This is a genomic window from Ruminococcus sp. 1001136sp1_2201st1_G3_2201SCRN_220225 (assembly GCF_040924365.1).
GTDB classification, from domain to species: Bacteria; Bacillota; Clostridia; order Lachnospirales; family Lachnospiraceae; genus Blautia_A; species Blautia_A faecis.
Genome location: NZ_JBCOME010000001.1, coordinates 159,648 through 185,268, shown reverse-complemented (window position 1 = coordinate 185,268; position 25,621 = coordinate 159,648). Strand labels below are relative to the sequence as shown.

The following is a 25,621-nucleotide window of genomic DNA, read 5'->3' as shown; positions in this document are numbered from 1 at the left end:
AAGTGTTTACCGCCATCCGGAAGGATGGCGGTTTTTCTATCTAGAGCGTGTTTGAAAAACCATTTCCGCAATCTGCACGCCCCACTTTGCGGTATATTTCACCCGAATTCGGTTGCCGTAGCCCACTACGGCGCCCTCATCCGGGCAAAATCTCCCACAAATTGTGACGCACATCTTGCAGAAAGTCTTTTTCAAACACGCTCTAATCTTCTATGGAAAAATCCTCAGAAATCTGTTATACTATCTGGCAAAGGCGTATTTTGCCTGTCACTATGTAAAAGGTACCTGAAGATTTGTAAGTGAGGATAAACTTATGAATAAAAAACTGAAATTCAAGGGATCCATGAAGCAGTTCATGAGGTGGCCACTGTATCTGACCATTCTTCTTATATGGCTGGATATTCTTATTTTTATGATAAGTGTGAAAGCAGGAATTCTTGCTACACTTGGAATTGTGGTATATATTGTGGCCGCACTTCTGCTTACCCGCTTTCACAGGCCGCTGATTCTCAATGATCTGATCGCGTTTGCCAATCAGTATGAATCTCTTGAGAAGCGTCTTCTGGATGATCTGGCTCTTCCTTATGCCATTATGGACACCAATGGAAGAATGATCTGGTCCAACAAGGTATTTGCAGAGCTTACCGGGAAAGAACAGCTGTATAACAAGCACATTACCACTATTTTTCCGGAGATCACACCGGATAAACTTCCTGTACCTGAGAAACAGGAGATCACAGAGATGAGCACCAACTTTGGTGACAGGATCTATCGTGTTTCCATGCAGCTGGTTACTATGAAAGATGTGGTAAATGAAGCCCGTATTCTGGAAAATGTGGATGCAGACATTAATCTTGTGGCAATGTTTTTCTATGATGAGACAGAGCTTCAGGAATATATTCAGAAGAATGAGGATGATAAGCTGGTAGTTGCTCTGGCATATCTGGACAATTATGAAGAAGCTCTGGAAGGTGTGGAAGAAGTCAGAAGATCCCTTCTGATCGCACTGATCGACAGGAAAATCACCAAGTATTTTTCCAATTTTGACGGACTTGTACGCAAGCTGGAGCGGGATAAATACTTCCTGATCATGCGTCAGAGTTCCCTGGAAGCATTGAAAGAACAGCGTTTTCATATTTTGGATGAAGTTAAGACGGTCAATATTGGTAATGAAATGGCAGTCACCCTAAGTATCGGTATTGGTCTGAACGGCGCAAACTATCTGCAGAATTATGAATATTGCCGTATTGCCATTGAGATGGCTCTTGGACGCGGCGGTGACCAGGTAGTAATTAAGAATGGAGATTCCATCGCCTATTTTGGCGGAAAATCCCAGCAGGTGGAGAAAAATACCCGCGTAAAGGCCAGAGTGAAGGCACAAGCGCTGAAAGAGTTTATGAGCACCAAGGATCGTGTTGTGGTTATGGGACATAAGATCACAGACGTAGATGCCCTTGGGGCTGCAATCGGTATTTATCGCGCAGGAAAGACCCTTGGCAAGCCGGTCCATATTGTAGTAAATGATCCGACCACATCCATCCGTCCGTTGATGGCGGGGTATATCAATAATCCGGATTATGAGCCTTCCATGTTTGTAGATTGTGCCCAGGCAAAGGATCTTGTGGATAATAATACAGTTGTGGTTGTGGTGGACACAAACAAACCAAGTTATACAGAGTGTCAGGATCTTCTTTATCTGACCAGGACGATCGTGGTGCTGGATCATCACAGAAGAGGCAGTGAAGTGATACAGAACGCAGTACTTTCCTATGTGGAGCCATATGCATCCTCCACATGTGAGATGGTTGCCGAGATCCTTCAGTATTTTGACGAGGATCTGCGTCTTCGCAGCCTGGAGGCGGATTGTCTGTATGCAGGTATGGTAATTGATACCAATAATTTTACTACACGCTCCGGCGTGCGTACTTTCGAAGCAGCTGCTTATCTTCGGAGAAATGGCGCAGATATTACAAGAGTCCGCAAAATGCTTCGGGATAACATTGATGCATATAAGGCAAGAGCGGAAGTTGTCCGCACTGCCCAGATTTACAGAAATTGTTTTGCAATAGGAAGATGCCCCAGCGAGGGGTTGGAAAGTCCTACAGTAGTAGGAGCCCAGGCCGCAAATGAGCTTCTGAATATTGCAGGTGTGAAGGCTTCTTTTGTTCTTACTCCATATAATAATGAGGTGTATGTAAGTGCCCGTGCCATTGATGAGGTCAATGTGCAGGTTATGATGGAGAGAATGGGCGGCGGAGGTCATCTGAACATTGCCGGAGCCCAGGTGAAGGCTACAGAAGATGAGACAGAGAAAATGATCAAAGATATTATAGATCAGTTATACCAGGAAGGAGAATTCAAAGAATGAAAGTAATTTTACTGGAAGATGTAAAAGCCCTTGGAAAAAAGGGAGAGATTGTAAACGTCAGTGACGGATATGCAAGAAACATGATCCTGCCGAAGAAGCTTGGACTTGAGGCAACTCCAAAGAACTTAAATGATCTGAAGCTTCAGAAGGCAAATGAAGAGAAAGTCGCCCAGGAGAATTTAGAAGCTGCCAGAGCTTTTGCCAAGAATCTTGAAGATAAAGAGGTTATTCTTACTCTTAAAGTGGGAGAGGGCGGAAGAACATTTGGCTCTGTTTCCACAAAAGAAATTTCAGAAGCTGCCAAGAAACAGCTGAATCTCGATATAGAGAAAAAGAAACTGGTACTTCCAAACCCGATCCGCAATCTTGGCGTAACAAATGTACCGGTTAAGCTTCATCCTAAGGTAACCGGAAGCCTGAAAGTATGGGTAAAGGAAGAGGCATAAGGGCTACTGTGAAGAAGTGTAAACAGTAATGCATAAAGCTGCAGGAGAGGATGTTTTTTACGAAATGGAAGAAGCATTGATCAAGAGGATACTTCCTCACAGCATTGAAGCGGAACAGTCCGTTATTGGTTCCATGATCTTGGACCGTGATGCCATTCTGGTAGCATCAGAGATTCTTACAAGTGATGACTTTTACCAGAGCCAGTATGGTATTATTTTTGATGCCATGGTGGAGTTATGTAATGAAGGAAAGCCGGTGGATCTGATCACTCTTCAGAACCGTCTGAAAGAGAAGGAACTTCCACCAGATATCAGCAGTATGGAATATGTAAGAGATCTGATTTCTGCAGTTCCCACTTCTGCCAACGTAAAGTATTATGCCAATATTGTCAGCGAAAAGGCTGTCCTTCGAAGACTGATCAAAGTGAATGAGGAAGTGGAAAATGCCTGCTATATGGAGAAAGAAGGCACACAAATGATCCTGGAGGAAGCGGAGAAGAAATTGTTTAATGTTCTTCAGAGACGCTCCAGTGATGAGTTTGTGCCTATCCAGCAGGTGGTTTTGAATGCGGTGAACAATATTGAGAAAGCTTCCAAGATGAAGGGAACGGTAACTGGTATTCCTACCGGTTTCGTGGATCTGGATTACAAGACCTCCGGAATGCATGCTTCAGACCTGGTGCTGATCGCAGCCCGTCCGTCTATGGGAAAAACTGCTTTCGTTCTTAATATTGCCCAGTATATGGCATTTCGTAAGGACGTTACGGTAGCGATATTCAGTCTGGAGATGTCCAAGGAGCAGCTTGTAAACCGTCTCCTTGCCATGGAATCTCATGTGGATTCCCAGAATATGAGAACTGGTAATCTGAAAGACGAGGATTGGACCAAGCTGGTGGAGGGTGCAGATATTATCGGACGCTCTAATCTTATTATTGATGATACCCCCGGTATTTCCATTTCCGAGCTGCGTTCCAAGTGCCGAAAATACAAATTAGAGCACAATCTTGGAATTATTATGATTGATTATCTTCAGCTGATGAGTGGAAGCGGACATTCTGATTCCAGACAGCAGGAAATTTCCGATATTTCACGTTCCCTGAAAGCACTTGCCCGTGAGATCAGCGTTCCGGTCATTGCACTTTCACAGCTCAGTCGAGCTGTAGAGCAGCGCCCGGATCACAGACCTATGCTTTCTGACCTGCGAGAGTCGGGAGCTATTGAGCAGGATGCTGATATGGTAATGTTTATCTACCGTGATGATTATTATCATAAGGATACGGAGAAAAAGGGAATTGCTGAGATCATTATAGCGAAACAGAGAAACGGTCCTATTGGTACCGTTGAGCTGGTATGGCTGCCTCAGTATACACAGTTTGTAAATATGAAAAAATAAGGAAATGCTGATTAATTATGGTATTTCTTCGAAAAGGCCGGCATGTTATGTCGACCTTTTTTTCTTGCATTTGAAAGACCTTTTGTTATAATAAAAACAGTGAATTATGCTATTGTCCATACGGATGCTGTCTGGCAGCCAGACCGATTTGTTTTGTGGACAGCAACAATTTCATGAGGAGGGGTAGTATGGAAAAATGCTATACCGTGGCTGAGACTGTGAAGCTGACAGGGGTGAAATCTTATGTCCTTCGTTACTGGGAGGATGAACTTTCCCTTCCTATTCGCAGAAATGAGCTGGGGCATCGCTGCTACACCCAGGATGATATTCAACTGTTTTTGAACATTAAAGAACTAAAGAACAGAGGCTTGCAGCTTCGGGCGATACATGATCTTCTTCCAAAACTTACAAAAAAAGAAGGAATGGAAGTAATCGTGCCGGAAGAAAAGGATAAAATACATTTACTGGAATCTGAGAGTATAGAAAAAGAAGAGAATGAAACAAGAGATACACTTCGGGAAGAACTGCTGGAGAATGTTCAGAATTTTAAAGCGGAGCCAGATAAAAAGATTCTGGAGTTTCAGGAGATATTAGAACGTCTGATTACTCAGGAGCTTCATGCCAAAAAAGAAGGAGAAGACAGGTGGCGCACTCTGGATGCAGCCATCAGGAGACAGCAGATGGCAAGAAGAGAAGCAGCTGCATCTTCGGAGAAGAAGGGAAAAAAGAAAAACGGAGTGTAGAATGTGTTTGAAAAAGGGGAGCTCCATAGGAAGCTCCCCTTCATGCTATCATCACTTATGTGGGAAAATCAACCCTCGCTGATAGCGCCTGTAGGACAGGCATCAGCACAAGTTCCGCAGTCCATGCAGGAATCTGCATCGATTACGTAATGATCATCTCCCTGAGAAATAGCACCTGCTGGGCACTCGCTCTCGCATGTTCCACAGCTTACGCACTCGTCAGAAATTACATATGCCATTGTTATATCCTCCTTTAATCTCTTTAGTTCCCTTATGATTACTGTTCACAGAGTGAACAGAAACCCTTTCTGGGATATGAGTCTATTCTAATATATATGTCAAAGGATATCAAGTACAAAATTATAAACAAAATTTTAGAATTGTGACGGTTGCGCAAATGTGTATTTGGTATTATAATAGTGGAACGTGGAGAGTTACTGCCGGTTTTGATGTAATGGCAGGGAATTTTTTACGAGAGAAGCAGTTGCTGGTCAGGTATGAACAGTAACTCGATATAAAAAAGGAGGAAACAGATCATGGCACAGGTGACAAAAGATATGCTGATTGGTCAGCTTCTTCAGTTAGATCCTAATATGGCTGGTATTCTTATGGCATCCGGTATGGGATGTGTAGGATGCCCATCCGCACAGATGGAATCTCTGGAGGAGGCTGCTATGGTACACGGAATTGATGCTGATGTTTTAATCCAGCAGCTGAACGATTATCTTGCAGGCCGTTAGTATATAGTTTCTTGACGGGCTGTTCCGGTTGAGAAGGTAACCCCGACAGAGTATATACGAACTTATAATAAAAAGGACTGGCGATTTGCCAGTCCTTTTTAATAAGGTTTTAGAGCGTGTTTGAAAAAGGCTTTCTGCAAGATGTGCGTCACAATTTGCGGGAATGATTTTTCAAACACGCTCTAGCATGTTCAAAATGTCTGCGCAGCGTGCAGGCATTTTGGAATTGTCAGGCGGAGAATCCTGCAGGCAGGATTCTTTTTATTTCAGATTTTTGCAAGCTGCTGCAAGGCTTTGCGGGAAATGAGCTCACCATGTTCCTTTAAATGAGCCTCTCCGGCAGCAGTAAAAGCGCGTCCGCTGCCGTATTCAGAAAGAATATTGCATACTTTATTGAATTCTTCTGCTGTGCAGGAGGATTGATGTACAATCAGCTGGTAAAGGGAATTCTCATCCTTGTAAAGGGTATTGATGCCTTTATAGAATCCATCCAGTCCATGTGCGGCAGCAATGACATCATCCAGAGTATGGAAAGTATAGAGCCGTATCAGGTTTACAGAAACTTTCCGGGTATTGGAAACAGATTCAGAAGCTTCCGTACTTCTGGAAGTCCTGGAAGCTCCAGATTCTTTGACCTCCTTGTTACTGGAAGAAGCTCCCTGAGAGGCTGCTTTCTGTGTCTCCTCATATAATTTCTGGAAGATATCGATGATATTATCAGCACCATCGAAATGAAGGGTATCCTGCTTGGTTTTTTTATATGGTGAAAATTTGGAGAAACGAGTGTCAAGTTCTTCGGGATCCTCTACCTTGGTGACAATCAGAATGACACTTTCACCGTTTACGGGAATTGCCTCGATCATCAGCGGGATGTTATCAGCTTCAAAGCCAAATTCAATCTGAGCCTGCTGCATCATTTCACGGAAAAGCTTCTTGGCTTTATCTGTGCCGTAGGCAAGCTCGCTGATACGGATCTGGTGGCTGTCCAGATCTTCCTTTGTAAGAGTACAGCGGATTTGATTGTCACTGATTTTTTCTATTTTCATATGATCACATCCTGTTCTTGGAAATAGTGTTTATTATTAAAAGATTACCATAATCAGTTGTTAATGCTCACTTCGCGAATAACAACACACTTCGCGATGCACAGAAATCATGCATTCGCATTATTTCGCGCCGGGTTTCCCAGGTTTTCTGTGAACTATATTCACAAAAACACCTCGCGGAACACTACCAGTGAACAGTAACAATCAGCTATCTTGATTCCTCATTGTATAATATATGTTTCAAAAGTGCAATAGGAAAAAAACAGGTAAATTCAGTTTGTAAATTTCAGTTGCAACTTATTAAATTTTTCGAAACAGAATGGAAAAAAAGAATAAACTGGTAAAAATCTATTGCATAATGGAAAATGAATCCGTATAATGGGGAACAAGAAAAAAGAAATGGATCTGTGACTCACAAGCAATTGAGAACAGAGATAACACAGATTCGTATTAAATATTAACATTAACATCTATTTTTTCTAAAAACAGCGTCGATTTATCATGCAGCGTATCAGCTGGGGCGGTGTTTGCATTCCCTGAAGATGAAATGAGTTCACATTCCGTCTCTTTTTTCTGCAAAATGATTCAGGTGTTTTCTGAATCCATAAAGGAGGAAAGGAGGTTAGGACACGAAGCGTATATCACGATCAGGAAAGGAAGAATCCTGCAGATCGCTGGAGGGTGAGCTGAATCAGTATGAAGAACTGGGAATTGCTCTTTATCTGGAAGGGCTGCCCAGTGATGCCAGAGCCATTGCAAAAGCCTGTCAGATTGCAGATGGCGGAGGATATATGCGGGATTATACAGAGGACGAGAATGGGCATATAGCCCGTGTGGATTTCGATTTTGTAATCGATGATCAGCAGTTGTAAGCCATGAATATTCAGTACATACCGGAATTTCTTCAAGACCAGCAGTTTCCCCCTACTCATGCTTTGGCAGGAAGAAATTTCCGGTGCTGCTGATTGCAGGAATGCTTTTTCAAACACGCTCTAGATACCAACATTCAATAATGTAAACAAATTGTAAAAAGTCGAATTATGTAATACAATCCTGAAAAAAATATGTTATAATGATAACCGACTGTGGAAAAGTCCGCAGCAGATATCAATTAGACGTTCACTGAGAGGATAAATATTTTATGAAGAGAAGAATTAATCCTGTAGTAGTGGTGTGCATGCTGATCGCAGCAGTTACCCTGATCGGAATTGTTACAACCCTGATCATGCGCCGCATTCCTACCAGGAAACAGATGGATTTGACTGAATATTATGGACAGACAGACGATTCAGAAGCCGTAATTATAGTAGGTACCCAGATTCTGGAGCAGAAGGCAGTTATGTCTGGCGAACAGCCATATCTTCCTGTAGATGTGGTGGATAGTTATCTGAACCAGAGATATTACTGGGATGAAGAAGGTCAGCAGATTCTGTACGCTACTCCGTCGGAGCTGATTTATACACCTGCTTCCACTGAGGCGGGCGGTGATGTATGGCTGAAGGACGGAACCGCTTATCTGAGCCTTGATTTTATAAAGAGATATACAGATCTGGATACTTATGTGTACCAGCAGCCAAACCGTATAGCGATTCAGAAGGATTTTTCAGGCGTATCAGTTGTCACAGCAACTAAGGATACATATGTGCGCTACCGTGGAGGAATCAAATCAGAAGTACTATCCAAGGTAAACAAAGGAGATAATCTGATCCTTATGGAAGAACTGGAGAACTGGGATCAGGTAGCCACATGGGACGGTTATATCGGATATATAGAGAAGAGCAGTGTAAGTGATGTTCAGAATCTGAATATGGACAGAAAAGCAGTTGGGGAATCTTATACTTATCTTACCATGGACCAACCAGTGAATCTGGTATGGCATCAGGTAATGTCCACAGATGCCAATGCAGGACTTTCAGAGGCTATTCAGAATATGACCGGAGTGAATGTAATTTCACCAACCTGGTTCTATGTAACTGACAACAATGGTAATATTATCAACAATGCTACAGCTGATTATGTATCTCTTGCCCATGAAAAAGGGCTGAAGGTATGGGGACTTGTGGACAATTTTACGCAGGACATCAGTACTTATGAGGTATTGTCCAGAACAAGTTCCAGACAGAATCTGATTTCACAGCTAGTGAATGCAGCTGTTGGAGCTGGAATTGATGGAATTAATGTGGATTTCGAGCAGCTTAGTGAGGACGTGGGCGTTCATTTCCTGGAGTTCCTCCGGGAGCTTTCTATAGAATGCCATAAGAACAATCTTGTTCTTTCCGTAGACAATCCGGTTCCAGAGGATTTCACCAGTCATTATGACAGGGCTGAACAGGGCAAGGTAGTAGATTATGTCATTATTATGGGATATGACGAGCACTACGTTGGATCCGAGGAAGCGGGCTCAGTAGCGTCTCTTCCCTGGGTGGAGAAGGGAATTCAGGATACTATCGCTGAAGTTCCGGCGCAGCGTGTGATCAATGCAGTTCCATTTTACACAAGATTATGGAAAACAGAAGCTGGCAGCTTATCTAGTGAGGCAATTGGCATGGATACTGCCCAGGAAGTAGTAAATACAAATAATGCCCAGGTATACTGGGACAGCGATGTAAGTCAGAATTATGGAAGCTTTGAGAAGGATGGATGCACTTACCAGATCTGGATTGAGGATTCTCAGTCTATTGCAGCGAAGGTACAGCTGATACAGAAATATAATCTTGCCGGTGTGGCAGCATGGAAATTGGGATTTGAGAATAGCAGTATCTGGCAGGTGATCACAGATAATCTGTCTGCGTCTAATTAAAACAGGTACTATTTTACGAAGCATATTGCTGTGAGGGTACTGAACAGTTACGCCTTTTTCAAACATGCTCTAATACACGAATGATAAAAACACTCTCTGAGACATATAAATAATGTGAAGGTCGTGAACAGCGACAAAAGACGAAAGTTTAACGATAACATTATATATTATATGCCAGGGGGTGTTTTATATTGAAAAAGCATATAGTGGAGCTGATTATGGGATGTCTTTTGCTGATATGCTTTTATTATCTTTCCCGCGAGGCGGCAGCAGTATCGGTAGAGATGAATCAGAAGCAGGTAATTGTGGTGGATTGTGGTCATGGAGGAATGGATCCAGGTATGATCGGGATAGACGGTCTGAAGGAGAAGGATGTAAATCTTGCCATTGGCCTGAAAGTGAAAAGTGCATTGGAAAAGAAAGATTTTCAGGTGGTTATGACCAGGGAAACAGACGTGGGATTATACGATGAAGACTCTAATAATAAGAAAGTACAAGATATGCAAAAAAGGATTTTTCTTATTCAGGAAGTAAAGCCTGTACTTGCAGTAAGTATCCATCAGAACAGTTACGAAGATTCTGGGGTGAAGGGTCCTCAGGTTTTTTATTATCGGGACTCTGTTAAGGGAGAAGAACTGGCGGAAATAATTCAGGAGAAACTGAATGATTATCTTGAGGTGGAGCGGCCAAGGCAGGCGAAAGGAAATACTACTTATTATCTTTTGAAACGAAGCCCGGGGATATTGAATATTGTGGAGTGTGGATTCCTTACGAACCCGGAAGAAGCCGGAAAACTGTTACAGGATGATTATCAGGAAAAAGTAGCGGCAGCAGTGGCTGACGGTGTGGAAGAATACATAAAAAATAATGAACAATGAGAATCCTCTGTTAATGAAAAAACATTTCAGTTTATCAAAAACTATACACTTTTCAGAAGCTGTGGATTCTGCTATACTGGACTGGAAAAAATAAGCGAGGGAAAATACCATGTTAGGATGTGTTTATCTGATTCTGGCAGCATTATTGGGTAGGGAAATTACCCATAATTTTTTGCCGGAACAAAGAATGAGAGAAAAAGGAATCACGCCCTTGTGGGTGACTTTTGCAGCGTCATTTGGAAGTGGTGTGCTGCTTATGACCTGGGCTGTCTATATAGCAGCATGGCTGCTAAGCGTGTACTCTGAAGCGGAGAACCCCCTCTTTGGAGCAAATCTGATGGTGATGGCAGCTGTGGGGATATTTTTGCTCTTGTGCTGTTATAGAAGAAAAGGTTCTTTTGGGAAATTTATTAAAAGACTTTCCGGCGAGGTTCCTCCAGCGAAAGAAATCGTGTTCTTATTGATTTTACTGGCGGGAATTACCTGGATCATGGTATTTGTATTTCATGTTAGTGACGGATATTTGTATTCCGGATTTACTGTATTTGGTGATTATGCCCCTCATACAGCGATGATGAGATCATTTTCGCTGGGAAATAATTTCCCCACGCAGTATCCTCATTTTGGTGGTGAGGATGTAAAATACCATTTTATGTTTCAGTTTCTGACAGGAAATCTGGAATATCTTGGAATGAGAATTGATGTAGCGTACAATGCCGTAAGCAGTCTGTCACTCTGGTGCTTCTTTAGCATGCTGTATTCTATGGCGAAAAGGTTCTTTGACAGTATAAGTGCCGGAGTGCTTTCTGTTTTGTTTGTTGTATTTCGAAGTGGAACTGCTTTTTTCAGATTTGCATATGAACATTTACAGGCTGGTGATCTATGGGAGACTCTGGCCGGGAATACTGCTTTTATTGGATATACCCCCAATGAGAACTGGGGACTTTGGAATTTTAATGTATATTTGAATCAGCGGCACTTGGGATTTGGTCTTTTGATGGCTGCGCTGGTATTATGGATTTTCCTAGACTGGGTGGAAGAAAGCTGTGCAGAGAAAGAGAAGGGAATATTGTGGCTGAAGAACAGATTTCTTACAAAAAAAGCATGGATGTTTAAGAAACCCGATACAGCTCTTTTTGCCGGAATGCTATTGGGTCTGTGTTCATTTTGGAATGGAGCTGCTGTAATTGCATGTCTTCTGATTCTTATGGGATTTGCCTTTTTTTCTGATGGAAAACTTGACTATCTGATTCTGGCAATTGAGACAGTTGTGTTCTCGGAAATTCAATCTAAAATGTTTGTATGGGGAAGTGTTGTATCACCTTCTGTATATTTTGGATTTCTGGCAGAAAAGAAATCACTTCCAGGCATAGCTGTATATTTATTTGAAATAAGCGGCATTGTTTTCCTTGGCGTTTTAGTACTGCTGTTTTTTCTGAAAAGAATGGAAAGAGCAGTTGCAGTGAGTATACTTTTCCCAACAATCTTTGCATTTGTGGCGTCTCTTACACCAGATATAAACGTGAATCATAAATATATTATAATATCTTATGCATTCCTTGCTGTTTTCTGGGGTGGCGCTGTAAGCAGATTGTTTCATTGGAAAGGTGCTGTTGGGAAAATTTTGAGTTTGATTCTGGCACTTAGTCTGACCATAACAGGAATTTATGATTTTGCAGTAATCCTAAAAGATAATGATTCGGGACATCGGGTTTCTGTGAACCTGAACAGTGGACTGACCAGCTGGCTTGCAGAAAATCTGAAAAAAGACGATCTGATTTTGACACCGGAATACAGTATAAATGAAGTCACTATGTCAGGGGTTATGATGTATCTGGGATGGCCTTATTATGCATGGTCCGCAGGCTATGATACTTATTACAGGGCTGCCAGGGCAGTAGAGATCTATACAACAGCCAGCGCACAGGTACTAAAGGAAACAGTTGAGGAAGAACAAATTACATATATCCTTTTTGAGGAAGGTATGAAATTTGAGGAGAAGGAATGCCGCGAAGATGTGATTGCGGATACATATCCTCTGGTGTATCAGTCAGATGACGGGAGAATAAGAATTTATGGAACAAAAGAATAAGAAAAAAATCAGTACACAAACAATAATTAAACTTCTGCTGGCGGTGGTGCTGCTTGGCCTATCTGCATTTTTACTGAAAGGTGATGTGTGGACTTTCTGGACATGGTGGCTTCTGGCGGGAGTGATGGGATTTGCTGCGATGCCTGTTACAGGAAGACTGTTCTGGCGTTTTGAGGACAAAGGATGGATTTTTTCTAAGGTACTGGCGATTGCTGCAACAGGTTTTCTTACCTGGTTTCTGACAGCTATCAGACTAATCCCTTTTAATGCCCTGACTTGTGCTGCTGTAACAATCCTATGCGCAGTTATCTGTTTTTTCCTTCTTCGAAAGGAATCAAAAGAAAAGACAGAATGTTTTCCAGTTGACAGGATTTCTCTGATTTACTGGGAAGAATTATTGTTTTTCCTTGCATTTCTTATGTGGACATATCTGGCAGGATTCCGCCCTGCTGCATATGGAACCGAGAAGTTCATGGATTATGGTTTTATGGAAGCTATGATGAGAAGCACCACACTTCCGGCAAGAGATCTGTGGTATTCAGAAGGACATATTAATTATTATTATGGCGGTCAGTATTTTGCTGTTTTTCTTACCAAGCTTTCCCATACAAAGGTGGAACTGACTTACAATCTTATGCGTACCTTTGTAGCCGGACTGGCTTTTGCAATGCCATTTTCCCTTGTTTACCAGATGATGTCAGACCGTATGAAGGGACAGCAAAAAAGTGAAAAAGTAATAAAAGGACTTCCTTTTGCAGCTGGATTTACAGCTGGTACAGCTGTTTCCATTGCAGGAAATATGCATTACGTAATTTATGCGCAGATCATTCCCCTGATTGAGAAGCTGACAGGTAAGGAAGTGAGCAGCTACTGGTTTCCGGATGCTACCCGCTATATAGGATATAATCCATATCGTGAGGAAGACCGGACGATACATGAATTTCCCTGCTATTCTTTTGTACTGGGGGATCTTCATGCTCATGTGGTAAATATTATGTTTGTACTTCTTGTAATAGCACTTCTTTATGTATGGCTAAGGGGTGTGCGCAAGAAAACAGTACCGGTTGAGGCTTCCATGAAAGATGGAAAATTCTGGAAAGAGCAGCTTCTTATGCCTCATCTTCTGGTAATCAGTGTGCTTCTCGGAATGTTTCAGTGGACAAATTTCTGGGATTTTGTAATTTATTATGTAGTAACTCTTGGAACGGTGCTTTTTGCCAATATTATCCGTTTCCAGGGAAAAATAAAGAAAATCATTGTTGTAACTTTTTCACAAATGGCAGAAATCTATCTGCTTGCCTATCTTGTGATCCTGCCATTTACCTTACAGTTTGACACTATGGTGGATGGAATAGGAATTGCCAAGTACCATTCCTATTTCTACCAGCTGCTGGTTCTCTGGGGACTTCCGGCAGTTCTTACCATTACATTTGTAATTTCTATGCTCTGGGAAAAACTGCGGGGGATGGAGCACAAGAGCCTGTACCGTCTTATAAAAGCTATCCGCACGGCAGATCTTTTTGCCATTATTATGGGACTTTGCGCTATTGGTCTGGTGGTAATCCCGGAATTTGTTTACGTGCGTGATATTTATGAAAATGGAAATGCCAGGGCAAACACTATGTTCAAACTTACTTATCAGGCATATATTATGTTTGCACTGACTATGGGATATGGAATTTACAGACTTCTGGCTGTTACCAGACAGAAAGTGTTTAAGATCATTTCCGGAATCTGTCTGTTTTTCCTGATCTGGACGGTAGGATATTTTGGAAAAAGTGTGGATTCCTGGTTTGGAAAGGTTTTGAATCCGTCAGGCTATCAGGGGCTTTATGCTCTGGGCTATCTGGATACGGATTTTTCAGAGGATGTGTCTGCAATCCAATGGCTAAAGGAGAATATTAAAGGGGCTCCGGTAGTGCTGGAGGCAAACGGTGACAGTTACAGCGGTTATGAGCGTGTTTCTGCAGCTACAGGTCTTCCAACAATTCTTGGCTGGTATGTACACGAATGGCTCTGGAGAAATGATACAGATGATCTGAACCGGAAACAGGCAGATGTTATGAGCATTTATACTTCACAGGATGAGACCCAGGTAAGAGCTCTTCTTACGGAATATGGTGTTTCCTATATCTTTGTGGGCTCTAAAGAAAGAGAGAAATATGAGGACAGCCTGAATAATGCACTTCTTCAGTCACTTGGAGAAATTGTATTTATGGATGAAGATTCCGGCACTTATATTGTTAAGGTGGATTGACAAGGCTTTTAAACAGGTGTTATATTAAAGAATGCTGAAAAAATAATAGAAAGCTGGATTAAAATGAAAGCAGAAATTGTAGCCATGACGGCAGATGCTATTGACCATGCGGCACTTGCCAGAGGCGGAGAGATATTGAAACAGGGAGGACTGGTGGCATTCCCTACAGAAACTGTTTACGGTCTTGGAGGAAATGCGCTGGATCCTATGGCTTCGAAGAAGATATATGCAGCCAAGGGACGTCCTTCGGATAACCCGTTGATCGTTCATATTGCAGATTTAAATGCACTGGCCCCAATTGTAAAGAAAGTACCGGAGAAGGCGAAGATACTGGCAGAGAAATTCTGGCCTGGTCCCCTGACTATGATTTTTGAGAAATCAGATCTGGTTCCATTGGAGACAACTGGTGGTCTCAACAGTGTAGCTGTGCGTTTTCCAAGTGATCCCATTGCAGCGGAGCTTATTTTGCAGGCAGGGGGATACGTGGCAGCGCCAAGTGCAAATACTTCCGGACGGCCAAGCCCGACTACAGCACAGCATGTTGAGGAGGACTTAGGGGATGCCATTGAGATGATCATTGATGGAGGTCCTGTGGGAATTGGCCTGGAGTCAACGATTGTAGATTTTACCGAGGACGTGCCGGTGGTTTTAAGACCCGGTTATATTTCACTGGAAATGCTCCAGGAGGTTCTTGGCGATGTGAGAATGGACAAAGGTCTTATAAAGCCTGATAGTAAAGTTCATCCCAAGGCGCCGGGAATGAAATATCGGCATTATGCACCGAAAGCAGATCTTGCAATTGTGGAGGGCCCCACAGAAGAAGTAATAAATGCCATTAATCAGTTTGTAAAGGAAGATCAGGCAAATGGACTTCAGGCGGGGATTATTGCCACAGAAGAGACTATTTCCAGATATCCCTGTGGAACTGTGAAGTGTATTGGAAGCAGAGAGGCAGAGGAAACCATTGCTCATAACCTTTATGAGGTGCTGCGTGAATTCGATCAGTGCCAGGTAAGCAAAATTTATTCCGAAGCTTTTTATACCCCAAAAATGGGACAGGCAATTATGAACCGGCTTCTAAAAGCAGCCGGTCACAAAATAATCAATATAAGGAGAGAAGAACAATGAGAGTAGCATTAGGTAGTGATCATGGCGGATTTGAACTGAAACAGGAGATTATCAAATATCTGGAAGAAAAGAATATTGAGTATAAGGATTACGGCTGCTACAGCACAGAATCCACAGACTATCCGATCTATGCAAAGAAAGTTGCACATGGGATTCTGGACGGAGAGTGTGAGCTTGGAATCCTTGTATGCGGAACAGGTATTGGTATTTCTATCACTGCAAACAAAATTAAGGGAATTCGTGCAGCAGTATGTACAGACTGCTTTACTGCTGAAGCAACCAGACTTCACAATGACGCAAACATCCTTGCGCTTGGAGGCCGTGTAGTTGGACCTGGACTTGCAGTTAAGATTGTGGATACTTTCCTGAATACACCATTTTCAGGAGATGAGAGACATATCCGCCGAATTGCTCAGATCGAGACGGAATAGGAAGGAGAGCTCTTCTATGGAGAACACAAATCAGAAAAACACCGGGAATATACAGATCGCGCCTGTAAGTGCTGCATCAGATCTGAACCACAAAAGAGAAGGTTACCTTACCTGGGACGAATATTTCATGGGAGTTGCCATGCTTTCCGGTATGCGCTCCAAGGATCCCAATTCACAGGTAGGAGCGTGTATTGTCAGCGACGATAATAAAATTCTTTCCATGGGATATAATGGTTTCCCAAAAGGCTGTTCCGATGATGAATTTCCCTGGGCAAGAGAGGGAGAGCCTCTGGATACCAAATATCTGTATGTGACCCATAGCGAGCTCAATGCAATTTTAAACTACCGTGGAGGGAGCCTTGAGGGAGCGAAAATGTATGTAACTCTTTTTCCCTGCAATGAGTGTGCCAAGGCAATCATCCAGGCAGGAATCAAGACTCTGGTCTATGATTGTGACAAATATGCAAGCACTCCGTCAGTCCTTGCTTCCAAGAGAATGCTGGACTCCGCCGGTGTACGCTATTATCAATACAAGAGAACCGGACGCGAGATTTCGCTGACGGTGTAAGTTAAAGAGGTTTGTTGTGGAAAATACGAAAGAAAATACAGATTTGAATATGGGCAGAGCGAAGAATGACAGATGGAAAAAGATACTGGGAATCATTTTGAACATTGCTTTGCTTCTGCTTATAGATGGATTGTTGGTATATACTTTTATTAACGAAGGAAATCGTATATATAAAGGAACAATCATTAAAATATTACTAATTGTTACAGGAAATATTTTGTTTCTTGTTCTTCTGTTCTGGGGGGAGAAAATCTGCAGTGTAATTAAAAATACCACTTTTTTGAAAATAGCAGATGTCATATTGCTGCTGGTAACTCCTGGAATTGTATTTATGCTTGTCCAGATGGTCACCTGGGTGTCGGGATATAAGAATAAGGCAGTGTCAACATTTAAAGGCCTGGTTAAGATGTCATTACTGATGGAGCAGCCTTATTTGACACTGAATCTTATTATTTATGCAATATTTTTTATAATACTTATTATTTTATTCAGGAAAATCAATATTGCTTCTTCTGCGTTGTGTTACCTTTTTATAATCCTTGCAATGGTAAACTATTATGTAATGGAATTCCGTGGAGAACCATTCCAGCTTCTTGACATTGTAGGAATGGGAACGGCAGCAGAAGTTGTTGGAGAATATAGCTTCAAAATCAAACTGATGCTTGGAATTCCACTGATCTATGCCCTGGTATTTGGTGAGTTTGTACTGAAATTCCAGAAACTGGAGCTTGGAAAAAAGAGCAGAAAGAATACAGCTGCCCGGTTTAGTGTACTGGCTGTGATCGTGATTACATTATGTTTTACTATAAGACCTATCCTCCAGAAGCTTGACGCTGTTACTTTATGGCAGATTAACCGTATTTATAAAGAACAGGGCTACATTTCCTCTCTTGTTAAGGAAATCAAGTATTTTTATATCGAGCAGCCAGAAGGCTATTCTGTTGGAAAAACCGTAGAACTGGCACAGGAAATTGAAGATGGGGAAAATATTGTTTCAGAGACAGACAAGGGTGAGTCTGAAGAAAGTGTTGATAATACAGCTGCAGATACTTCTGAAACAGTAACACCGAAAAATATTATCCTGATTATGAATGAAAGTCTTACAGATTTTGAAAGTGTAGGGAAAATAAAGTCAAATGTAGAAATTTTGCCATACATAAGAAGCCTTAACAAAAATGTAAAACATGGACAGCTTCATGTACCTACATTCGGAGCCGGAACTGCCCGTTCTGAATACGAGGCTCTTACAGGAAACAGTATGAGCTTTTTGCCATCCGGAAGTGTTCCTTATCAGCTTTATGTGCGGGATCCGGAGTATGGTCTGGCAGATATCCTGAAATCCCAGGGATATTACACAATTGCCATGCATCCCAACAAGGCTCATAACTGGAACCGGGCCTCTGTTTATCCATGCATGGGATTTGATGAATTTATCAGCCTGGAGAACTGGGGAGAGGAACACAGAGAGCTTCTTCGAAATTATGTAAGTGACAAAGCAACATTTGAAAAGATCATCAGCCTTTATGAAGAGAAGGATGCGGATGAAAAATTATTTACATTCTGTGTAACCATGCAGAATCATGGCGGTTATACAGTAGAAGACAGAGCTGGATTTGAACCTACTGTAAAGCTTGGATATGATACAGAGTATCCTCTGGCTGAAACGTATTTATCGTTGGCAAGAGAGTCTGATTCAGCATTTAAGGAATTGCTGGAGTACTTTGAAAAAGTAGATGAGCCTACCATGATTGTTATGTTTGGGGATCACTGGCCTAAGATTGAAGAAGAATTTATGGCGAAACTTTTAGGCGGCAACAGGCAGAGCCTGGGACTTGTTGAAAGCCAGCAGTCCTATACAACTCCCTATGTGATCTGGACAAATTATCCATCTGAGACAGTAGAGGAAGATTTCAGTGCTAATTATCTGGGAAGCTATATGCTTCAGCTGGCTGGTCTTGAAATGCCAGGCTACAACCAGTTCCTTATGAATCTGAAAGAGCAGCTTCCAATCATCGGAGTTGGTGCTGTTTGCGACAAAGATGGAAACTGGTATGCCAATGATGCGCTTCCGGACGATTACAAAAAACTGATGACGGATTACAATATTCTGGAATATAACAATCAGTTTGAGAAAAAGGATGTAATAGAGAGCTTGTTTACTATTGGCAATTAAGAGGTGCGTTTATGAAAAAACTGTCACAAATGTTTTGCAACCTTTTGTTAATGGCAGTAATTGATGGGCTGCTGATCTATACAGAGCTTGGAACAGCCCATCCTTTTCAGGGAGATACCAAGAAAATATTGCTGATTGCCATTGGTAATCTGATATGGATTTTATTGGTTTTGTGGGGAGACAGACTAAGTGATGCCTGGCATACCTGCAGAATATCAAAAGCAGCGGATGGAATTTTACTGATTCTGTCCGCTCCTGTTATGATAGGGGCAGTGCAGATGATCACCTGGCTTTCCGGAAAAAGAAATAAATCAGTGAATTATCTGGGAAGTCTTCTGAAAAAGGTTACTTCCCTATCTTTTATGAATCTTATAGGGAACCTGATCGTCTGTTATGTTATTCTTGGTATATTGATCCTGCTTTTTCGAAAAATAAAGACAGCTTCAGCTGTATTTTGCTGGCTTCTGATTTTGCTGGCATTGATCAATTTCTTTGTAATGGAATTTAGGGGAGAAGCTTTTTTTCTGTTGGATATTACAGGAATTGGAACTGCTGCAGATGTTGCAGGAGAATATGAGTTTAAAATACCTCTTATGCTTGGCATTCCGTTAACGTATTCGCTGGTATTTGTCCAGTTTATCCTGAAATTTCAGAGACTGGAGTTAGGGAAAAAAAGCAGAAAAAATTTGATTGTGCGGTTAGCCTTTTTAGCTGTGTTTGTTGTGGCAATGGCAGTGGGATTTCGGCCTTTGATCATGAAGCAGGAAAATGTTTCATTGTGGAATGTAAACAAGGAATATCAGAATAAAGGGCTGGTATATACTTTTGCAAGAGAATTCCGGTTTGTTTTTGTAGAAGAACCGGAGGGATATTCCGTGGATGCGGTAAAGAAAATTGCAGAAAAAACTGAAGGTGATCCGGCTGAAAGGCAGCAGGAGCCAGATGTAATCCCTGAGAATATTATTATGATCATGAATGAAAGTCTTGCGGATTTCGAGAGCATTGGGAGTGTCAGATCAGATGTGGAAATATTGCCGTATATTCACAGCATTGATAAAAATGTAACACATGGAAGTCTGCATATGCCCACTTACGGTGGCGGAACAGCAAGATCTGAGTATGAGGTACTTACCGGAAACAGTATTACGTTTCTTCCTTCTGGCTGTGTTCCTTATGAACTGTATGTCCGGACTCCGGAGTATGGAATGGCAGATATTCTGAAATCTCAGGGATATTATACAATTGCCATGCATCCCAATAACGGACATAACTGGAACCGCGACCAGGTATATCCGCAGATGGGCTTTGATGAGTTTTTGAATCAGGATAACTGGGGCGGAGAATATCAGGATAAACTGAGAGGCTTTGTAAGTGACCAGTCTGTTTTTGACAAGATCATCAGCCTGTATAAAGAAAAAGAAACAAATCAAAAGTTGTTTACTTTCTGCGTAACCATGCAGAACCATGGCGGATATTCCCAGAGCACTCTGAAGGGATACGAACCAGATGTAAAACTGAATTATGAAACAGAATATCCGGAGGCACAGACGTATCTGTCACTTGCCAGAGAGTCGGATAAAGCGTTTCAGAATCTTGTAGAATATTTTGAAAAGGTAGACGAGCCGACCATGATCGTCATGTTTGGAGATCACTGGCCTAAGCTGGAAGAAGGCTTTTTAGCAGAAGTTCTCGGAAAAGACAGGGAGAAGCTGGACCTTTTTGAAAGCCAGGTGACGTATACAACTCCATATGTAATCTGGACAAATTATTCTTCCGAGACTGCAGAAGAGGATATCAGTGCCAATTATCTGGGAAGTTATGTGCTGTTTAAGGCAGGGATTTCCCTTCCGTTTTATAATCAGTTCCTTATGAAACTGAAGAAACAGCTGTCGGTTATTGGTGTTGGTGCAGTGTGTGATCAGGAGGGGAACTGGTATGCTTCTGAGGATCTTCCGGACAATTACAGACAGTTTTTGAGCGATTACAATATTCTGGAATATAACAACCAGTTTGAGAAAAAAGATGTAATAGAGAGCTTGTTTACATTGAAGTAATAAAAAGTACCCGGATAAAACAGATGCGGTGGATGGTAACACTGGCTGTTACTGGTCACGGAGTGAACAGTAGCCACTGGCTGTTTTTTGTCTGGGTATTTTCTGTTTCGCCACTTGACATATGGGAAAATTTCGCATAAAATAAACAAGACTTAACGAGCAAATTAAATAAATGAAATGGCAATGAAGAGAATAGTACATGAGGAGCAATCTCAGAGAGAAATCCAGGCCGACAGGCAATGGTGTGAGGATTTTGTGCGCAAGTCATGGAACCGGCCTCAGAGCTCCGCACAATTGAAGTGCGGCGTCTGTCCTACGTTATCAGGATAATTGAGTGAGCAGTGGAGCAGTCATTTCCAGTGCTAATCAGGGTGGTACCGCCGAAGCCTTTCGGTCCCTTTTGCAGGGATGGAAGGTCTTTTTTTATGTGTTTTTCAAATAATACATGGAATTTACCAGATTTCCCTGGTGTTTAAATATTAGAAATCAAAAAGGAGAAAAATCATGGCAAAAGAAAAGAAAATGGTAGAAGCTATCACTTCCATGGATGTGGATTTTGCACAGTGGTATACTGACGTTGTAAAAAAAGCGGAACTTTGCGGCTATACAAGTGTAAAGGGATGTATGGCAATCAAACCAGCAGGATATGCAATCTGGGAGAATATTCAGAAAGAGCTTGACCGCAGATTCAAAGAGACAGGCGTAGAGAATGTATACATGCCAATGTTCATTCCGGAATCCCTTCTGGACAAAGAGAAGGATCACGTAGAGGGATTTGCACCGGAAGTTGCATGGGTAACACACGGCGGACTTGATCCTCTTCAGGAGCGCCTTTGCGTACGTCCTACATCCGAGACTCTGTTCTGTGATTTCTATCAGAAAGAGATCCAGTCCCACAGAGATCTTCCGAAAGTATATAATCAGTGGTGTTCAGTAGTTCGCTGGGAGAAAACAACCCGTCCGTTCCTTCGTTCCCGTGAGTTCTTATGGCAGGAAGGACATACAGCCCACGCTACAGCTGAGGAAGCAAAAGAACGTACCATCCAGATGCTGAACTTGTATGCAGACTTCTGCGAGGAAGTACTTGCAATCCCGGTTATTAAAGGTCAGAAGACAGAGAAAGAGAAATTTGCGGGTGCAGAGGCTACTTACACAATCGAGTCTCTGATGCATGATGGAAAAGCACTTCAGTCTGGAACCAGCCATAACTTTGGCGATGGATTTGCAAGAGCATTCGGCATCCAGTACACAGATAAAAACAATCAGCTTCAGTATGTACACCAGACATCCTGGGGAATGACAACTCGTATGATCGGTGCTCTGATCATGGTTCATGGAGATAACAGCGGACTTGTTCTTCCACCAAGAATTGCTCCGGTTCAGGCTGTTGTAATCCCGATCCAGCAGAGAAAAGAGGGCGTTCTGGAGAAAGCAGAGGAGCTGACACAGATTCTGAAAGCAGCTGGAATCCGCGTAAAAGCAGACGTTACAGACAAGAGCCCGGGATTCAAATTCGCAGAGCAGGAAATGCGTGGTATTCCGGTAAGAATCGAGTGCGGCCCGAAGGACATCGAGAGCGGACAGGCTGTTATCTGCCGAAGAGATACCAGAGAGAAATATATTGTGAAGTTCGAAGAACTTGCTGCTAAGGTTCAGGAAGTTCTGGACACAATGCAGAAGGAAATGCTGGAGCGTGCAAGGGCCCACAGAGATGCTCACACTTATGTAGCAACAAATTACGAAGAATTCAAGGAAACCATCAACACAAAACCAGGTTTTGTAAAAGCTATGTGGTGTGGTAACCGTGAGTGCGAAGATAAGATCAAAGAAGATGTTCAGGCAACATCCAGATGTATGCCGTTTGAGCAGGAACATTTAAGCGATGTCTGTGTATGCTGTGGAAAACCTGCCAAGAAAATGGTATACTGGGGACGTGCTTATTAATAACAAAAGGGATTGCTGTTTATTTTGCAATCAGTAGTCAAAAAGGGGCAAAATTATTTTGCCCCGCTTTGTTTTTCAAGGCAGAGAAGTTTTGTTTTAAATCAGAGGCAGGTGATAAAGATGGTATTTGAAATTCCACAAAAAGTTGAAATAATTATAAATATTCTGGAAAAAGCTGGTTATGAGGCCTATGCAGTAGGCGGCTGTGTCCGCGATGCCCTTCTGGGAAGAACTCCAAATGACTGGGATATCACAACCTCAGCCAAGCCGGAGCAGGTCAAAGCCCTGTTTCACAGAACCGTAGATACAGGAATCGCTCACGGAACCGTAACAGTGCTGCTTGAAAAAGAGGGATTCGAGGTTACCACCTACCGGGTGGATGGCGAGTATGAAGATGGCCGTCATCCGAAAGAAGTAACCTTTACGGCCTGCCTGGAGGAAGATTTGAAGCGTCGGGACTTTACCATCAACGCCATGGCCTACAATCCCAGGAAAGGGCTGGTGGACCTTTTTGAAGGACAGAAAGACCTGGAAAACAAGGTGATCCGCTGTGTTGGTGATCCTCTGGAACGTTTTACAGAAGACGCTCTTCGCATTATGCGTGCTGTACGTTTTTCTGCGCAGCTTGGTTTTTCCCTGGAAGAAGAGACCAGAAAAGCTCTTTCTGTGCTTGCACCAAATTTAAAACATGTAAGCGCAGAGCGGATCCAGGTGGAACTTGTAAAACTTCTGGTATCCCCTCATCCGGATTATCTGCGGATTGCCTATGAAGCGGGTGTTACCAGGGAATTTCTGCCGGAATTTGACCGCTGTATGGAGACACCTCAGAACACTCCACACCACTGCTATAATGTGGGAGAACACATTCTCCACAGCCTTTTGTATGTGAGGGAGGATAAGGTGTTAAGGCTGACCATGCTCCTTCACGACATTGCCAAACCTGTTGTACGAAAAACAGATGAAAACGGCAGGGATCATTTCAAAACACATGCTTCTGTGGGAGAAAAAATGTCCAAGGAAATTCTGCGCCGCCTGAAGTTTGACAATGACACCATTTCCAGAGTGAGCCGCCTGATCCGCTGGCATGATCTGCGCCCGACTCCGTCACCGGCTGAGGTGCGGAAAGCCATCAATGTAGTTGGGGAAGACCTTTTTCCCATGTGGATGGAAGTCCAGTATGCGGATAACAAAGCGAAAAGTGATTACCGTGGGGAAGAAAAAGCTGCCCGCCAGGCCGGAGTTCGAATGACCTGGGAAGAAATTATGGAAAAAGGCGAATGTGTTTCCATGAAAGGCCTTGCAATTACTGGCAGTGACCTGATCGCAGCCGGAATGAAGCCTGGAAAAGAAATGGGAAGTGTGCTCCATGAGCTTTTGGATGCTGTGCTGGAGAATCCGGAACTGAACAAGAAAGAAGCACTTCTTGCCCTTGCTTTTGCAGCCGATAAAAAACTTCTTTAGAATAACATATCCCTCCCACTCATAAGATAGAAGGTATCTGAAGACCTTTGGCATATGTGAGTGACGGGGGGATTTTTATTGTATGATTATGGTCTTAGCACCCTGACCCAGTATGGAATTGAAGTGAAATCTTCGTCCAGGACCCGGGGAGCATTGGTATGTCGTACAGAACAGGGAATTCTGCTCCTCAGAGAGTTTCACGGCTCCGAAAAAAAACTGCTTTTTCAGCAGGAAGTGTTAAAAAAACTTTCCCGGGAAGGCTGTCTGGTTGATACTTTTATTGAAAATCAGGAAGGCTCTTTGGTTACCAGAGATAAGGATAATATTCCATATACCCTTCAGAACTGGTATGAAGGCAGAGAGTGTGATACCAAGTCCAGGGAAGATATTATAAGAAGTGTGCAGATTCTGGCAAGGGTACATAAATTTATGAATATGCCTGTGGAAAAAGCCTACATGGCGCGTTCCCTTGCAGATGAATATACAAGGCATAATCAGGAAATCCGCAAGATCCGTAAGTTTATCCGCCAGAAAGGTGCCAGTGCCAGATTTGAAAAGGAATTTCTGGGCAGTGTGCAGTGGTTTCTGGAAAAAGGGGAAAAAGCACTGGAAATGCTTGTAAAGTCGGACTATGAAAAACTAAGGGACAAGGCGGGCGAAGAGGGGCTTCTATGTCATGGCGAATATAATCAGCACAATGTTCTTCTTTGTAAAAATCAGGCTGCTGTGACAAATTTTGATCACTTCAGCTTTGATATGCAGATCAGCGACCTGTACTGTTTTATGCGAAAAATCCTGGAAAAATATAATTGGGATGTTTTTCTGGCCAGGCGGATGCTGGAGCAATATGACAAAATACGTCCTATTTCCTCTGGAGAATGGGAAAACCTGCAAATCCGTTTCACATATCCGGAAAAATACTGGAAACTGGCAAATTACTACTTTTCTCATAACAAAGCATGGATTTCCGGCAAGAATACGGAAAAGCTGGAAAAGGTAATTGCCCAGAAGAAAATATGGGGGGATTTCCCTGAAAAATGCTTTGGAAAATCCCCTTTCTAGCGCAAAAACCTTGACAATACAGGGCAAAAGGTATATA

At 42.5% G+C, this 25,621-nt stretch carries 21 protein-coding genes and 1 pseudogene; 19 read left to right on the top strand and 3 right to left on the bottom strand.

Translation table 11 applies throughout. The features are described from left to right. The first annotated feature begins 24 nt into the window (after positions 1-24). From AB5642_RS00895 to AB5642_RS00875, 5 genes are all read left to right on the top strand, one after another. The gene (locus tag AB5642_RS00895; protein WP_368369245.1) at positions 25-303 is read left to right on the top strand and encodes a DUF6783 domain-containing protein; all 279 of its coding nucleotides are present in this window, start codon (positions 25-27) and stop codon (positions 301-303) included. A 10-nt stretch (positions 304-313) separates the two neighbouring features. After that, the gene (locus AB5642_RS00890; protein ID WP_195380042.1) at positions 314-2,368 is read left to right on the top strand and encodes a DHH family phosphoesterase; all 2,055 of its coding nucleotides are present in this window, start codon (positions 314-316) and stop codon (positions 2,366-2,368) included. Further along, the gene (rplI, locus tag AB5642_RS00885; protein WP_118583688.1) at positions 2,365-2,814 is read left to right on the top strand and encodes a 50S ribosomal protein L9; all 450 of its coding nucleotides are present in this window, start codon (positions 2,365-2,367) and stop codon (positions 2,812-2,814) included. The genes AB5642_RS00890 and rplI overlap by 4 nt, the downstream gene beginning before the upstream one ends. 64 nt (positions 2,815-2,878) lie before the next feature. Further along, positions 2,879-4,207, top strand: coding sequence for a replicative DNA helicase (dnaB, locus tag AB5642_RS00880; RefSeq protein WP_118583698.1), 1,329 nt, complete (start codon positions 2,879-2,881; stop codon positions 4,205-4,207). Positions 4,208-4,395: 188 nt separating this feature from the next. Continuing rightward, the gene (locus AB5642_RS00875) at positions 4,396-4,950 is read left to right on the top strand and encodes a helix-turn-helix domain-containing protein (protein WP_173715668.1); all 555 of its coding nucleotides are present in this window, start codon (positions 4,396-4,398) and stop codon (positions 4,948-4,950) included. A 68-nt stretch (positions 4,951-5,018) separates the two neighbouring features. Here the strand turns inward: AB5642_RS00875 and AB5642_RS00870 are convergent, their stop codons facing one another. Then, a complete protein-coding gene (locus AB5642_RS00870; protein ID WP_118583690.1) occupies positions 5,019-5,189 on the bottom strand; it encodes a DUF362 domain-containing protein in 171 nt (56 codons plus the stop codon). Between the two features lie 297 nt (positions 5,190-5,486). On the opposite strand from AB5642_RS00870, the gene AB5642_RS00865 reads away from it, so the two are divergent. Continuing rightward, positions 5,487-5,690: a DUF1858 domain-containing protein gene (locus tag AB5642_RS00865; RefSeq protein ID WP_117851487.1), complete on the top strand. Its 204-nt coding sequence runs from the start codon at positions 5,487-5,489 to the stop codon at positions 5,688-5,690. Here AB5642_RS00865 and AB5642_RS00860 read toward each other — a convergent pair. After that, positions 5,652-5,855, bottom strand: coding sequence for a DUF6783 domain-containing protein (locus AB5642_RS00860; RefSeq protein WP_368366866.1), 204 nt, complete (start codon positions 5,853-5,855; stop codon positions 5,652-5,654). The two genes, AB5642_RS00865 and AB5642_RS00860, sit on opposite strands and share 39 nt — an antisense overlap. Between AB5642_RS00860 and AB5642_RS00855 the strand changes: the two are divergent. Next, positions 5,833-5,997, top strand: a pseudogene (locus AB5642_RS00855) (hypothetical protein); the annotation flags it as partial. The gene AB5642_RS00860 and the pseudogene AB5642_RS00855 overlap by 23 nt on opposite strands. Here AB5642_RS00855 and AB5642_RS00850 read toward each other — a convergent pair. After that, entirely contained in the window at positions 5,957-6,736 is a 780-nt protein-coding gene (locus AB5642_RS00850) for an adaptor protein MecA (protein WP_148463156.1), read from the bottom strand. The pseudogene AB5642_RS00855 and the gene AB5642_RS00850 overlap by 41 nt on opposite strands. 1,141 nt (positions 6,737-7,877) lie before the next feature. Between AB5642_RS00850 and AB5642_RS00845 the strand changes: the two genes are divergently transcribed. From AB5642_RS00845 to AB5642_RS00790, 12 genes are all read left to right on the top strand, one after another. Continuing rightward, positions 7,878-9,536, top strand: a complete 1,659-nt coding sequence (locus AB5642_RS00845; protein ID WP_187565729.1) for a glycosyl hydrolase family 18 protein — start codon at positions 7,878-7,880, stop codon at positions 9,534-9,536. A gap of 191 nt (positions 9,537-9,727) precedes the next feature. After that, entirely contained in the window at positions 9,728-10,414 is a 687-nt protein-coding gene (locus tag AB5642_RS00840; protein WP_226815392.1) for an N-acetylmuramoyl-L-alanine amidase, read from the top strand. A 109-nt stretch (positions 10,415-10,523) separates the two neighbouring features. Further along, the gene (locus tag AB5642_RS00835; RefSeq protein ID WP_195392095.1) at positions 10,524-12,506 is read left to right on the top strand and encodes a hypothetical protein; all 1,983 of its coding nucleotides are present in this window, start codon (positions 10,524-10,526) and stop codon (positions 12,504-12,506) included. Further along, a complete protein-coding gene (locus AB5642_RS00830; RefSeq protein ID WP_173718842.1) occupies positions 12,490-14,763 on the top strand; it encodes a DUF2298 domain-containing protein in 2,274 nt (757 codons plus the stop codon). Before AB5642_RS00835 ends, AB5642_RS00830 begins: the two co-directional genes overlap by 17 nt. Before the next feature lie 84 nt (positions 14,764-14,847). Beyond that, on the top strand, positions 14,848-15,891 hold the full coding sequence (locus tag AB5642_RS00825) for an L-threonylcarbamoyladenylate synthase (RefSeq protein ID WP_347562151.1): 1,044 nt from the start codon (positions 14,848-14,850) through the stop codon (positions 15,889-15,891). After that, a complete protein-coding gene (gene rpiB / locus AB5642_RS00820) occupies positions 15,888-16,322 on the top strand; it encodes a ribose 5-phosphate isomerase B (protein ID WP_118581537.1) in 435 nt (144 codons plus the stop codon). The genes AB5642_RS00825 and rpiB overlap by 4 nt, the downstream gene beginning before the upstream one ends. Before the next feature lie 82 nt (positions 16,323-16,404). After that, positions 16,405-16,890: a dCMP deaminase family protein gene (locus tag AB5642_RS00815; RefSeq protein WP_118581740.1), complete on the top strand. Its 486-nt coding sequence runs from the start codon at positions 16,405-16,407 to the stop codon at positions 16,888-16,890. A gap of 16 nt (positions 16,891-16,906) precedes the next feature. After that, a complete protein-coding gene (locus tag AB5642_RS00810; protein WP_173718841.1) occupies positions 16,907-19,063 on the top strand; it encodes an LTA synthase family protein in 2,157 nt (718 codons plus the stop codon). Positions 19,064-19,074: 11 nt separating this feature from the next. Then, positions 19,075-21,117: an LTA synthase family protein gene (locus AB5642_RS00805; RefSeq protein WP_173718840.1), complete on the top strand. Its 2,043-nt coding sequence runs from the start codon at positions 19,075-19,077 to the stop codon at positions 21,115-21,117. 504 nt (positions 21,118-21,621) lie between these two features. Beyond that, the gene (proS, locus tag AB5642_RS00800; protein ID WP_118581543.1) at positions 21,622-23,061 is read left to right on the top strand and encodes a proline--tRNA ligase; all 1,440 of its coding nucleotides are present in this window, start codon (positions 21,622-21,624) and stop codon (positions 23,059-23,061) included. A 120-nt stretch (positions 23,062-23,181) separates the two neighbouring features. Then, positions 23,182-24,522, top strand: coding sequence for a CCA tRNA nucleotidyltransferase (locus AB5642_RS00795; RefSeq protein ID WP_173718839.1), 1,341 nt, complete (start codon positions 23,182-23,184; stop codon positions 24,520-24,522). Between the two features lie 78 nt (positions 24,523-24,600). Then, positions 24,601-25,584, top strand: a complete 984-nt coding sequence (locus tag AB5642_RS00790) for a CotS family spore coat protein (protein ID WP_173718838.1) — start codon at positions 24,601-24,603, stop codon at positions 25,582-25,584. Positions 25,585-25,621: the final 37 nt, after the last annotated feature.

Coding starts and splice junctions, on each gene's coding strand:
- AB5642_RS00870 (WP_118583690.1), bottom strand. CDS start 5,189: ATGGCATATGTAATTTCTGACGAGTGCGTAAGCTGTGGAACATGCGAG.
- rplI (WP_118583688.1), top strand. CDS start 2,365: ATGAAAGTAATTTTACTGGAAGATGTAAAAGCCCTTGGAAAAAAGGGA.
- AB5642_RS00845 (WP_187565729.1), top strand. CDS start 7,878: ATGAAGAGAAGAATTAATCCTGTAGTAGTGGTGTGCATGCTGATCGCA.
- AB5642_RS00865 (WP_117851487.1), top strand. CDS start 5,487: ATGGCACAGGTGACAAAAGATATGCTGATTGGTCAGCTTCTTCAGTTA.
- AB5642_RS00805 (WP_173718840.1), top strand. CDS start 19,075: ATGAAAAAACTGTCACAAATGTTTTGCAACCTTTTGTTAATGGCAGTA.
- AB5642_RS00895 (WP_368369245.1), top strand. CDS start 25: ATGGCGGTTTTTCTATCTAGAGCGTGTTTGAAAAACCATTTCCGCAAT.
- AB5642_RS00890 (WP_195380042.1), top strand. CDS start 314: ATGAATAAAAAACTGAAATTCAAGGGATCCATGAAGCAGTTCATGAGG.
- AB5642_RS00795 (WP_173718839.1), top strand. CDS start 23,182: ATGGTATTTGAAATTCCACAAAAAGTTGAAATAATTATAAATATTCTG.
- AB5642_RS00825 (WP_347562151.1), top strand. CDS start 14,848: ATGACGGCAGATGCTATTGACCATGCGGCACTTGCCAGAGGCGGAGAG.
- AB5642_RS00850 (WP_148463156.1), bottom strand. CDS start 6,736: ATGAAAATAGAAAAAATCAGTGACAATCAAATCCGCTGTACTCTTACA.
- AB5642_RS00830 (WP_173718842.1), top strand. CDS start 12,490: ATGGAACAAAAGAATAAGAAAAAAATCAGTACACAAACAATAATTAAA.
- proS (WP_118581543.1), top strand. CDS start 21,622: ATGGCAAAAGAAAAGAAAATGGTAGAAGCTATCACTTCCATGGATGTG.
- dnaB (WP_118583698.1), top strand. CDS start 2,879: ATGGAAGAAGCATTGATCAAGAGGATACTTCCTCACAGCATTGAAGCG.
- AB5642_RS00875 (WP_173715668.1), top strand. CDS start 4,396: ATGGAAAAATGCTATACCGTGGCTGAGACTGTGAAGCTGACAGGGGTG.
- AB5642_RS00835 (WP_195392095.1), top strand. CDS start 10,524: ATGTTAGGATGTGTTTATCTGATTCTGGCAGCATTATTGGGTAGGGAA.
- rpiB (WP_118581537.1), top strand. CDS start 15,888: ATGAGAGTAGCATTAGGTAGTGATCATGGCGGATTTGAACTGAAACAG.